At 41.7% G+C, this 12564-nt stretch carries 13 protein-coding genes; all 13 read left to right on the top strand.

Translation table 11 applies throughout. From position 1 onward, the window contains the following. Positions 1-11: 11 nt before the first annotated feature. Positions 12-1025, top strand: coding sequence for an ornithine carbamoyltransferase (gene argF / locus ACXM1Q_RS02715; RefSeq protein ID WP_458515933.1), 1014 nt, complete (start codon positions 12-14; stop codon positions 1023-1025). Between the two features lie 73 nt (positions 1026-1098). Beyond that, complete coding sequence (arcC, locus tag ACXM1Q_RS02720) at positions 1099-2046, top strand: carbamate kinase (protein WP_458515935.1); 948 nt, start codon at positions 1099-1101, stop codon at positions 2044-2046. A gap of 229 nt (positions 2047-2275) precedes the next feature. Further along, the gene (locus ACXM1Q_RS02725) at positions 2276-3778 is read left to right on the top strand and encodes a YfcC family protein (RefSeq protein WP_458515961.1); all 1503 of its coding nucleotides are present in this window, start codon (positions 2276-2278) and stop codon (positions 3776-3778) included. 85 nt (positions 3779-3863) lie between these two features. Further along, on the top strand, positions 3864-5204 hold the full coding sequence (locus tag ACXM1Q_RS02730; RefSeq protein WP_458515937.1) for a dipeptidase: 1341 nt from the start codon (positions 3864-3866) through the stop codon (positions 5202-5204). A gap of 114 nt (positions 5205-5318) precedes the next feature. Next, positions 5319-6440: an aminotransferase gene (locus tag ACXM1Q_RS02735; RefSeq protein WP_458515939.1), complete on the top strand. Its 1122-nt coding sequence runs from the start codon at positions 5319-5321 to the stop codon at positions 6438-6440. Between the two features lie 157 nt (positions 6441-6597). Then, positions 6598-7329 carry a gamma-glutamyl-gamma-aminobutyrate hydrolase family protein gene (locus ACXM1Q_RS02740; RefSeq protein WP_458515941.1) on the top strand — a complete coding sequence of 244 codons (732 nt, stop codon included), beginning with the start codon at positions 6598-6600 and terminating at the stop codon, positions 7327-7329. Positions 7330-7350: 21 nt separating this feature from the next. Further along, positions 7351-8100: a threonine/serine exporter family protein gene (locus ACXM1Q_RS02745; protein WP_458515943.1), complete on the top strand. Its 750-nt coding sequence runs from the start codon at positions 7351-7353 to the stop codon at positions 8098-8100. Positions 8101-8110: 10 nt separating this feature from the next. Next, positions 8111-8545 (top strand): threonine/serine exporter family protein, encoded by a 435-nt coding sequence (locus tag ACXM1Q_RS02750; protein WP_458515945.1) that lies wholly within the window; start codon positions 8111-8113, stop codon positions 8543-8545. Between the two features lie 88 nt (positions 8546-8633). Further along, complete coding sequence (gene rpmB, locus ACXM1Q_RS02755; protein ID WP_002885786.1) at positions 8634-8822, top strand: 50S ribosomal protein L28; 189 nt, start codon at positions 8634-8636, stop codon at positions 8820-8822. 140 nt (positions 8823-8962) lie between these two features. Beyond that, positions 8963-9328, top strand: a complete 366-nt coding sequence (locus tag ACXM1Q_RS02760; RefSeq protein ID WP_458515947.1) for an Asp23/Gls24 family envelope stress response protein — start codon at positions 8963-8965, stop codon at positions 9326-9328. 2 nt (positions 9329-9330) lie between these two features. Next, positions 9331-11001: a DAK2 domain-containing protein gene (locus tag ACXM1Q_RS02765; RefSeq protein WP_458515949.1), complete on the top strand. Its 1671-nt coding sequence runs from the start codon at positions 9331-9333 to the stop codon at positions 10999-11001. A 307-nt stretch (positions 11002-11308) separates the two neighbouring features. Then, positions 11309-11527, top strand: coding sequence for a capsule biosynthesis transcriptional regulator (locus ACXM1Q_RS02770; RefSeq protein WP_135036721.1), 219 nt, complete (start codon positions 11309-11311; stop codon positions 11525-11527). Positions 11528-11619: 92 nt separating this feature from the next. Beyond that, positions 11620-12402 (top strand): TraX family protein, encoded by a 783-nt coding sequence (locus tag ACXM1Q_RS02775; protein WP_458515951.1) that lies wholly within the window; start codon positions 11620-11622, stop codon positions 12400-12402. Positions 12403-12564: the final 162 nt, after the last annotated feature.

The raw sequence follows: 12564 nt of genomic DNA on the forward strand, positions 1-12564 counted from the left end.
AAGGAACAAATATGTCACAAGTATTTCAAAACCGTAGTTTTTTAGCAGAAAAAGATTTCACTCGCGCTGAACTGGAATATCTTATTGATTTCTCGGCTCATTTGAAAGATTTGAAAAAACGTGGAATTCCTCACCGCTACTTAGAGGGAAAAAATATTGCTCTTTTGTTTGAAAAAACGTCTACTCGTACTCGTGCAGCCTTCACCGTTGCTGCTGTAGACCTGGGTGCACATCCAGAATACCTTGGGGCCAATGATATTCAATTAGGTAAAAAAGAATCCACAGAAGATACAGCTAAGGTTCTTGGGCGTATGTTCGATGGAATTGAATTCCGTGGCTTTAGTCAAGATATGGTAGAAGAATTGGCAGAACATTCAGGTGTCCCAGTTTGGAATGGTCTGACAGATGCTTGGCATCCAACTCAAATGTTAGCAGATTACTTGACTGTAAAAGAAAACTTTGGACGTTTAGAAGGGATTAATCTTGTCTACTGTGGAGACGGACGTAACAACGTTGCCAATTCTCTATTGGTAACAGGTGCAATCTTAGGTGTAAATGTTCGTATTTTCTCTCCAAAAGAACTTTTCCCAGCTCCAGAAGTTGTGGACTTGGCAGAGGGATTTGCCAAGGAATCTGGTGCTCAGATTTTGGTAAGTGATAAGGCTGAAGAAGCTATCCCGGGTGCAGATGTTCTTTACACTGATGTATGGGTGTCAATGGGAGAAGAGGATAAATTTAAAGAACGTGTTGCATTGCTTCAACCTTACCAAGTAAACATGGACTTGGTAAAACTTGCAGCGAATGATGATTTAATTTTCTTGCACTGTTTACCTGCTTTCCATGACACGAATACTGTGTATGGGAAAGATGTTGCGGAAAAATTTGGTGTCGAAGAAATGGAAGTGACAGACGAAGTCTTCCGTAGCTCACATGCTCGGCACTTTGATCAAGCTGAAAACCGGATGCACACCATTAAAGCCGTTATGGCTGCGACCTTGGGAAATCTCTTTATCCCTAAAGTGTAATCGTTTAACCAATCTTTAGAGGGCGAGGCTGGTCTTAGCCTGGTCCTCTTTTTTAAAAGAAGGAGAATCATTCATGTCAAATCGTAAAATTGTTGTCGCTTTGGGAGGAAATGCTATTCTATCCTCAGACCCATCTGCAGCAGCACAAAAAGCAGCTTTGGTAGAAACTGCGAAACATTTGGTAAAACTAATCAAAAATGGGGATGAATTGATTATCACTCATGGGAATGGACCACAAGTTGGAAATTTGTTGCTTCAAAATTTGGCGGCAGATTCTGAAAAAAATCCAGCCTTTCCCTTGGATTCTCTAGTAGCTATGACGGAGGGGTCCATTGGATTCTGGTTACAAAATGCTTTGGAAAATGAATTGACCAAAGAAGGGATTGAAAAAGAAGTGGCCTCCGTCATTACTCAAGTGGTAGTGGACAAGGCCGATCCAGCTTTTGAAAATCTCTCCAAACCAATTGGTCCCTTCTACACAGAAGAAGAAGCGAAAATGGAATCTGAGAAAACAGGTGCAACCTTTAAAGAAGACTCTGGGCGTGGTTGGCGGAAAGTTGTTGCTTCTCCAAAACCAGTCGGTATCAAAGAAATTGGTACAATCCGCACTTTATTAGAAGTGGGAGGGATTGTGATTGCGGCTGGTGGGGGTGGTGTCCCAGTGGTTCAAGAAGAAGATGGTACTTTAACGGGTGTTGAAGCAGTTATTGATAAAGATTTTGCTTCTCAGACGTTGGCAGAACTAGTGGATGCAGATTTATTTATCGTCTTGACTGGTGTTGATTACGTCTTTGTCAACTACAACAAACCAGACCAACGGAAACTAGAGCAAGTAACCGTTGCAGAGTTGGAAGACTACATCCAGCAAGAGCAATTTGCCCCAGGTTCGATGTTGCCTAAAGTTCAAGCAGCCATTGCCTTCGTTAACCATAGACCAGAGTCTAAGGCAGTCATTACATCCTTAGAAAATCTTGGAGCTCTAATTGAAAATGATAGCGGAACAATCATCGTGAAAGCTTAAGAAACTTCTAATCAATAATAGTTTGACATGAGATGGGTTAGTAAGTGATGGAGTGAGGAGAGTGCATTGAGCGATTGTCCTAAAGGATCAACTTCTCATCACACTCCTCTTATCTATCTGTTATCAAGTATCTATAAGCAAGGGTTTCAGGATGAATTGTATCGGAACATTCTGGCTACAATTTCACTTGAAAACGGCTCAATTTAGACAGATTATGGGAGGTTTTGTGATGGGGGAAAAAGAGAAAAAAGGTTTTACATTGCCTTCATCTTATACAATATTGATGCTCATTATTGCTCTTATGGCGGTGATGACATGGATTATTCCTGCTGGTCACTATCAAGTGGATGATGGTGGGAATTTGGTGGCAGGTACCTATGAGAGGGTTGCTCAAAATCCACAAGGGGTTTATGATGTATTTATGGCTCCCGTTCGTGCCATGCTTGGTCATGGTGCAACAGACGCAGCGATTAGCGTAGCATTCTTTATCATTATGGTTGGTGCATTCTTGGGAGTTGTGAATGAAACAGGTGCACTTGATGTGGGAATCGCTTCGATTGTTAAACGTTTCGAGGGTCGTGAAAAATGGTTGATTTATGTTCTGATGCCGCTGTTTGCATTAGGAGGTTCAACCTATGGCATGGGGGAAGAAACGATGGCCTTCTACCCACTTCTTATTCCAGTGATGATGGCAGTTGGTTTTGATAGTATTACTGGCGTAGCGATTATTTTACTAGGTTCTCAAATCGGTTGTTTGGCTTCTACCGTAAATCCGTTTGCAACAGTTGTCGCTTCTGATGCTGCAGGTATCAGCGTTGCGGATGGAATGGTCTGGCGTTTAGTATTTTTTGTTGTTACGCTTTTGATGGGTGTCATCTTTGTTGCTAATTACGCTGAGAAAGTGAAAAACGATCCAACCAAGTCTCTGGTTTATAAGCAACGTGAAGCGGATAGGAAGTATTTTAATGTCACAGCAAGTCAAGAAGTGAATGCGGCATTGACACCAGCTCAAAAACGTGTTCTATGGGTATTTGTGTTCACATTTATACTCATGATTTGCAGCTTTATTCCATGGGAAGATTTGGGTGTGACAATCTTTGTGCAGTTTAATGATTGGTTGATTGGTCTTCCAATCATCGGTCAGGCTGTTGGCTCTTCAACAGCTGCTCTAGGTACTTGGTATTTCCCAGAAGGTGCCATGCTTTTTGGTATCGCAGGTATTGTCGTTGGTCTTGTTTATGGGATGAGTGAAGAACGTTTGGTAAAAGCGTTTATGTTTGGTGCAGCGGACATTTTTAGTGTAGCCTTAATCTGCGCCATTGCGCGTGGAATTCAGGTTATTATGAATGATGGTATGATTACTGCGACTATTCTTCACATGGGCGAAGCAGGATTGAAAGGTTTGTCTCCGCAAGTATTTATCGTGTTGACTTACCTCTTTTATCTTCCAATGTCTTTCTTGATTCCATCTACATCGGGTCTTGCAGGTGCTTCTATGGGAGTTATGGCACCACTTGCAGAGTTTGTAAATGTACCAGCGAGTTTGGTTATCACAGCTTTTCAAGCTGCATCAGGTGTTTTGAACTTGGTTGCTCCAACATCAGGAATTGTAATGGGGGCCTTGGCACTGGGGCATGTTGAAATTGGTACTTGGTATAAATTTGTAGGGAAGTTTATTGCAGGTATTGTCGTCGTCTCTGTAGCTATTTTGGTCATTGCGACCTATTTCTAATTGAAATTCTGAGTCAGGTTCTATCTTTCAAACAGATGAAACAGTTGGCTCAGTTTTTCCTTTTGTATGATTGAAAGGGGAAATCATGAGAGCAAATTTTATTCGGTCATCCCATAAAGAGGCCTGCATTCAGGCTATCCAAGAACTGGTTGCTTTTCCTTCTGTTTTACAGGAACATCAAGCGGACACTCCGTTTGGTCAAGCAATCCAGCAGGTTCTTGAGCATACTCTGGCTTTGACGGAAAAAATGGGGTTTAAAACATACTTAGATCCGGCTGGCTATTACGGCTATGCTGAAATTGGACAAGGTGAAGAACTATTGGCCATTCTTTGTCATCTAGATGTTGTGCCGGCTGGTGATCTTAGTCAATGGCAGACACCGCCCTTTGAGGCTGTGGTACAGGGAGATTTTATTATTGGGAGAGGCGTTCAGGATGATAAAGGTCCTTCGATGGCAGCTTTATTTGCGGTTAAAGCCCTACTGGATGCAGGAGTCCAGTTTCATAAACGGATTCGTTTTATTTTTGGGACAGACGAGGAGACCTTATGGCGTTGTATGAACCAGTACAATCAGCTGGAAGAAGTTGCAACAATGGGATTTGCACCTGATTCGTCCTTCCCCTTGACCTATGCTGAAAAGGGATTGTTACAGGCTAAATTACTTGGGCCAGGTCATCCTTCTTTGAGTGTTGAAGCTGGGACAGCCTATAATGTAGTACCTGCCAAAGCTAGCTATTCTGGCCATCTATTAGCAGGAGTTATTGCAGAATTGGAAGAATTAGGATTTGACTACGAAATCGATGATGATCAAGTTATGGTTCTCGGCCTCGCTCGGCATTCGAAAGATGCTGCTGAGGGTGTCAATGCCATTGTTCGTTTAGCAAAGGCTTTGGAGCGTTTTGAGGGGCACCCAGCCCTAGACTTTATTGTGAATGGAATTGGTGAAGATGCTACAGGTTTCTCATTGTTGGGTGATGTGACGGATGAGCCTTCGGGAACACTCAGTTTCAATATTGCAGGCTTAACAATTAGTGCAAAAAAATCAGAGATTCGTTTAGATATTCGTATTCCTGTAACAGTGGATAAAGATGCTTTAGTTTCTACATTAGAAACCAAAGCGCAATCCTATGGTTTGTTGTATGAAGAATACGATTATCTAGCTCCTTTGTATGTACCACTAGACAGTCAGTTAGTTTCCACGCTCATGTCTGTTTACCAAGATAAGACAGGGGATTTGGTGAGTCAACCGATTTCCTCTGGTGGAGCTACCTTTGCTCGTACGATGCCGAATTGCGTGGCCTTTGGTGCGTGCTTTCCAGGCACAGAGCAAACAGAGCATCAGGAAAATGAGCGAATGCCATTAGAAGATCTCTATCAGACAATGGAGATTTATGCGGAAGCAGTCTATCGCTTAGCTGCAGAATAAGCATGGTCAGTGTTGTTTCTCTTTAGATTCCTTAGTGGATGATATTTTTGAAAGAAGTAGATTGCGTCAGTCTACTTCTTTCTTTTATAATAAAAGATAAAAGGAGAAGAGCCTATGGATATTCAAGCATTTGGGGTTGAAGAATGGTTAAACATCTGGGAGAAGGATGCGGTTTATGATATTGCGGGCTCATCTATTGCTTCCCTGACTTTAGATGAGATTCTGGAAATTGGGGATACGGGTAAGGAAGTTCTGTTAGAGCAGCTTTTTGCGAAAAAAATGAACTATGGTTGGATTGAAGGATCTCCGGAGTTCAAAAAAGAAGTGGCTAGACTGTATCAAAAAGCCCAGCCTAATCAAATTCTTCAAACAAATGGGGCTACTGGGGCTAATTATTTGGCACTTTATGCGCTCGTGGAGCCGGGAGACCATGTGATTTCTATGTACCCAACTTATCAGCAATTGGTGGATATTCCACGTTCCTTTGGAGCTGAAGTGAGCCTTTGGAAGATTCAAGAGGAGAATCAGTGGCTGCCCTCCTTGGAGGAGTTGAGAAGCTGGATTCGTCCAGATACTAAGTTGATTTGTATCAATAATGCGAATAACCCAACGGGTGCTGTTATGAATCGGAACTATTTGGAAGAATTGGTGAAGATGGCGCGTGAGGTGGGTGCCTATATTCTGTCGGATGAGGTCTATAAACCGCTAGAACTGGGGCTAGATGTACCACCGATTTTTGATCTCTATGAGAAAGGGATCTCTACTAACAGTGTCTCTAAAACTTATTCTGTTCCTGGGGTTCGTGTCGGTTGGATTGTTGCCAATGATGAATTGTCTGATAAATTCCGGAAGTACCGTGATTATACTATGATTTCTGCGGGTGTCTGTGATGATTTCCTAGCAACACATATCTTGCGCCACAAGGACCTTATTTTGGAACGTAATCGCTCGATTGTCTGTGCTAACTTGGAAATTGTTAGAAAGTGGGTGGAGCAGGAACCACGGGTATCAGTAATACTCCCTCGGCATGTCTCTACTTCCTTTATCAAACTGAATATTCCAGAGGAGACGGAGACTTTTTGTATCCGCTTATTGAAGGAGACCGGTGTGCTATTAGTTCCAGGGAATCGCTTTGATATGCCGGGCTATGCCCGCCTAGGTTATTGTACTCAGACCGAGATTTTGGAAAAGGGGTTAGAACTTCTTTCTCAGTTTTTACGGCAGTTTGATGAGTGAGGCTCAGAATCTTAGGAATTTTCGTATTTTTAGAATTGAAAGAGAGATTGGTCTGCCCAGTTTTGCTTTTGGATGTAGGAGAATCAGAATTGTTCCGAAATTGAAAATAAAGTGGTATGATAGAGGATAAGTTTTCAGAAAATATGGAGGAAGTAAGATGAAAAAACCATTAATTGGTATAGCAGGAAGTGTATTGCTGACAAAGTATGGTTCTTCTGAAGGTTACCGCCGTGCTTATGTTAATGAAGATTATGTTCAATCTGTTCTCCAAAATGGGGGAATCCCAGTCATTATCCCTATTGTAGATAGTTTAGAAGCCATCGAGGCCTATGTTGAACAAATTGATGCTTTGATTCTATCTGGCGGTCATGATGTGACTCCTCAATACTATGGAGAAGAACCCAAACCTAAAATTGGTCAAACCTGGGAATTGCGGGATTGGTTTGATTCAACCTTGCTAGAGAAGGCCTTGGAGAAAAAGATGCCGGTTTTGGGAATTTGCCGTGGTATGCAAGTTATGAATGTTTTCCATGGTGGAAGTTTGTGGCAAGATTTATCTTATATGGAGAATCTTGAAGTTCGGCATATGCAAGGCAATATGCCCCATCAGACAACCCATTTAGTAGATGTCGAAGAAGGCAGCAAACTCTACGAGATGATGGGACAAGAAAAGCATGTAATGGTTAATACTTACCATCACCAGGCAGTGCGAGAGCTTGGGGATGGTTTCAAGGTGACAGCGGAATCAGCGGATGGAGTGATAGAAGCTATTGAAAATGATGCTTATCCGTTTTATGTGGGTGTCCAGTGGCATCCAGAAATGTTGCATCAGTCAGTTCCGATTATGAATAACTTATTTGCTGGTTTGATTGAAGCTAGCCAACCCTAGTTCTTACTCTGGAGGTTTGCCGTGGAGGAAAAAGATGTGCTGGTCGTTGCGGGTCAGTTTGCCTACTTAATGTTAACAAGTGGGGCTGAAACGGGGCGTGTAGAGTCTAGTATTGATTATGTTGGTAGGGCTCTTGGAGTTCCCATCATCTGCCATGTGACCATGACATCAATTTTGTTAGTCAATCAAGACAGTGGTCGTTCTTTTGTTGTAAAAGTTCCTCGCTACCAGGTTGACTTGCAGATGGTTCATGATTTGAATCATCTGTCCCGGCAGTTGGTTCAAGGTCAGGTCGATTTTGAGACTTTCCGTTTGGAAGTAGAGCGCTTGTCTCAGGGAGTCCCTCATTTCCCTTTATGGCAGCAGTATATGGGAGCTGGTTTTGTTTCCATGGCTCCAAATTTGGTGGAGTTAGCTCCGTTATCGGATTTTCTTTTGACTTTCTTCTTGGGGATTTTTGCCCATTTTCTCAACAGGGAGGCTAGTCGCTTAATGGTTCCCCCTTATTTGGCTGTAGGTGTCTCTGCTTTCGTAGTCGCATTGTTAACGAATGGTTTTTACCACTTAGGCTGGGGGCAGACTTTTGAAGTTTTAGTGATTTCTTCTCTAATGCCCTTGGTACCAGGTGTGGCCTTAACCAACTCGCTACGGGAACTTTTGGGAGGGCATACCATTTCTGGCTTGGTCCGGGCTGTGAATGCGCTTTTGATTGCGGCCTCGATTGGTGGAGGTGTTATGATGGCAAATCTTTTATTTAAGGCTCTGATCTAGGAGGTGGGAGATGATCTTTTTCTTAGGTTTTGTCCTAAGTTTCTGTGGTAGTTTGGGCTATGGAATGGTGGTGAATGCTCCTCGCCAAACCTTGTTGAGTTCTGCTATTACAGGTGGTCTGTCTTGGATAGCGTATCTTTCAATTATGGAAATGATAGGTGGTATTTGGTTAGCGAATTTGGTGGCCAGTCTGATGATTGGTATCTTGTCAAATTATTTTGCCAAACGTATCGGGACACCTGTCAATATTTTATCGATTCCTTGCATGATTTCCTTGGTGCCTGGGGGTACAATTGCCACGTCCATGCGCTATTTTGCCCAAGGGGAGGTTTTGCAGGGGCAGTCCTTTTTTGTTCAGACCTTGCTAATTTGTTTTTCTCTTGCCCTTGGTTTTGTTTTGGCGGAAGGAGTGGTGTTCTTAGGGAGAAAAATAAGAAAATCCTGAGTCATGACTTGCCAAAGATGCGAAATTGTGGTAATATTTTACGGTATGTGGTGTAGAACCCTTAAAACTAAATAGGAGGAATGACGAAATGGCAAAAGTATGTTATTTTACAGGTCGTAAAACTGTATCTGGTAATAACCGCTCTCATGCGATGAATAAAACAAAACGCGCAGTTAAACCAAATCTTCAAAAAGTTACAATTTTGGTTGACGGTAAACCTAAAAAAGTTTGGGCTTCAGCTCGTGCGCTTAAATCAGGTAAAGTTGAACGCGTTTAATCAAGCTTAAAAAAGAGGTTGGATTTCCAATCTCCTTTTTTATTTGCTGTGCTGTGAAAGGCTTTGACAGTTGGGCTAGATTTGTGCACCTATCCCAAAATGTGGTAAAATAGGCTATAAGAAAATTGAGGTGGAAGAAGATGACAGTAAAAATCAATACGCGTGATGGTCAGATTGAGTTGACTGATGATGTCATTGCGACCATTGTTGGTGGTGCAGCGACGGAGATTTTTGGTGTGGTTGGTATGGCTAGTAAGAATGCTATCAAAGATAATTTCCAGGCTCTTCTAGGTCGGGAAAACTACTCCAAGGGAGTTGTGGTTCGCAGTAACGAGGCCGGGGATATCGAGGTGGATGTCTATACTGTACTAAGCTATGGCACTAAGATTAGTGAGGTTTCACGGAATATTCAAGAACGTGTTATCTTCAGTCTAGAAAATCAACTGGGTATTTCTGCTAAGGCAGTCAATGTTTATATCCAAAATATTAAAATTGTAGGAGAGTAGTCGTGGCAAATATTACAACCAGTTTATTCCAGGAGATGGTTCAAGCAGCTGCCACTCGCTTGACCAATCAAGCTGAATATGTAAACTCATTGAATGTTTTCCCTGTTCCAGATGGAGACACGGGGACTAATATGGGAATGACCATTGAAAATGGTGCTAAGGAAGTTGCAGACAAGCCCGCGCAGACAGTGGCAGAAGCCGCTAATATCTTTGCGAAGGGACTCTTGATGGGTGCCCGTGGGAATTCAGGAGTTATTACCTCCCAATTGTTCCGTGGTTTCTCTCAAGGTGTTAAGGATCTTGAAGAGTTAGATGGAGCTGCCTTGGCTCATGCTTTCCAATCTGGTGTTGAGGTTGCCTATAAGGCTGTTATGAAGCCTGTAGAGGGGACAATCCTCACAGTATCCCGTGGAGCTGCAATTGGAGCGGTTAAGAAGGCTGAGACTAGCAATGATGCTGTTGAAGTTATGGAAGCAGCGCTTGAAGGGGCTAAGGCTGCCTTGGCTAAGACTCCAGATATGTTGCCTGTATTGAAAGAAGTCGGTGTTGTCGATTCTGGAGGACAAGGGCTTGTTTTCATTTATGAAGGTTTTTTGTCTGCCCTAAATGGAGAATATATTGCTTCTGAGGACTTTGAAGCAACACCAGCTATGATGGGTGAGATGATTAATGCAGAGCACCATAAGTCTGTAGCAGGTCATGTTGCGACTGAGGATATAACGTTCGGTTACTGTACCGAGATTATGGTCGCACTGAAACAAGGTCCAACCTATGTGAAGGACTTTGATTACGATGAATTCCGTAATTATCTCAATGACCTTGGGGACTCCCTTTTGGTTGTTAATGACGATGAAATTGTAAAAGTTCACGTCCATACAGAAGATCCTGGATTGGTCATGCAAGAGGGCCTTAAATATGGTTCTTTGGTAAAAGTGAAAGTGGACAATATGCGTAACCAGCATGAAGCACAGGTTGAAAAAGAAGCCTCCCAAGCTACGGACAGTAAAGGTCCTCGCAAGGAGTATGCGGTAGTAGCAGTCGTAGCTGGTCAAGGAATGGCTGAGATTTTCCGTGCTTCTGGTGCAGACTATGTGATTGAAGGTGGTCAGACAATGAACCCGTCTACGGAAGACTTCGTCAAAGCTATTGAAGAAGTTAATGCGGACAAGGTTATTCTCTTACCAAATAATAAAAATATCTTTATGGCTGCACAATCTGCCGCAGAAGTCGTGGAAGAATCTGCTGCAGTAGTTGAAAGCCGGACAGCTCCTCAGGGATTGACGAGTCTTTTGGCCTTTGATCCAAGCCGTAGCTTGGAGGAGAATCAAGAACGGATGACTCAAGCTCTGGAGGAAGTGGTTTCAGCATCTGTAACCCATGCCGTTCGTGATACGACCATTGATGGTTTGGAAATTCATGAAAATGATTTTCTAGCCATGGTAGAAGGTAAAATTGTAGCTTCCAATGCTGATCTTGAAACTGCTCTTGATTTGATGGTTGATAAAATGGACTTGGATGACAAAGAGATTTTCAGCATCTATGTTGGCGAAGAAGGTTCAGAAGAGTTTGCGGAAGGTCTTCAAGAAAAATTAGAGCATCGTTTTGAAGATTTAGAAGTTGAAATTTTCCCAGGGAATCAGCCGGTTTATCCGTATATTTTCTCAGCAGAGTAAACGTAAAAGCAATACCTCGATCCGTTGTTTTCGAGGTATTTTTTTGCTAGATTGAGCTTGTTGCTTGAATAAAAAAGTTGTGTTTGGTATAGTAAATATGGAAGTGATAGGACGTTAGACAGGATTTCGATCAAAATTAGACACTTTCAGAATTTATCATTGAGAATGGGACTTGCAAGCCGCTATATTGTTCAGATAACTATTCTTGTTGGCTGAATCTTATGGGAATTCTTTTTAATATAATTGACAAGCTGTCTAAAATGATTTACAATGAATGTCTGGAGATAATAAATATAGGGAGGATACCATGGCTAAGTCTAACTTTGAAAAAGTCGAGACAGTAGTAGGTTGGGTACGTGATAAAAAAATCACTGGTTACCGCATTTCAAAAGAAACTAATGCTCGTGAAATGTCTATTATTGCTCTAGCACAAGGTCGTGCACAGGTGAAAAATATTTCATTTGAGACTGCATTGGGATTGATTGATTACTACGATAAGAATCACGATAAATTCGACGATGCGTAGTCATTCCTAGATAAAATCGGTTAGAAAAGAATTAGGATACCCTTTTTTCTAGCCGATTTTTTATTGTCCAGAAATGCTGAAAGGAAGTCTACATGACAAAAGTACAATTAACTGGTTTTCAATTGAAAGTCCTAGCCTTATTGGGTATGATTATTGATCATGTTTATACGCATTTTGGGGACTTATTAGGATTACCATTTTGGGTTTCCTGGATTGGACGCTTTGTAGCACCGCTTTTCCTTTTTCTTTTGATGGAGGGTTTTTGTCATACCTCTAATCGCAAGGCTTACTTTTTACGATTATTATCGGGGGCTGGTCTGATGCTGATTATTAATATCCTCCACAATTGGTTGACAGGCAACTATCTTAATCCTCTCACAGGAAACTTCGATATTTGGCTCTTGATAAATGGGAACAATATATTTCTAACTCTAGCCTGTTTCTTTTTAATCTTTACTTTGGTAGATCAAATTAGAAAAGCGAGTTCAGGTTCTTGGTTAAAAATTCTTTACCTTTTACCTTTGCTTCTCTTTACCTTGATGACCGAAGGAGGATTGTATTTATTGCCACTTGGATTAATTCTGGCTGTCTTTCCAGGTTCGAAAAGAGCTGCTACTACTGTGCTCTTGGTGACGTCTATAGGTTTAGGTTTGAAGACTTTTATTAGTTATCAAGGGATGTCCGACTTCTATCCAGATTTATGGACTTATTTAGCCTATGATCATCAATTTATGCAATGCTTGGCTATTCCACTGATTGCTGCTTATAATGGGCAACGTGGAGGTCAGGAAAAATCTTGGGAGAAGAATCTATTCTATATTGCTTATCCCTTACATTTGACTCTTATTTATATGGTTGAATCTTTGCTACCATAGTATTTTCAATAACAGAAAAAGCTTCCCAAAAATCGGAAATGTCATTAAGTTAAGGATTTCGAAAGCTCGATTTATGAGCTTTCGAAATCCTTTTTTTGCTATACTTAGGCTAAAGGAGGTGGATAGAATGCCAAATCAAGTAAAGAAGCAACTACGAAAAAG

It is taken from the genome of Streptococcus sp. 10F2 (assembly GCF_054331515.2).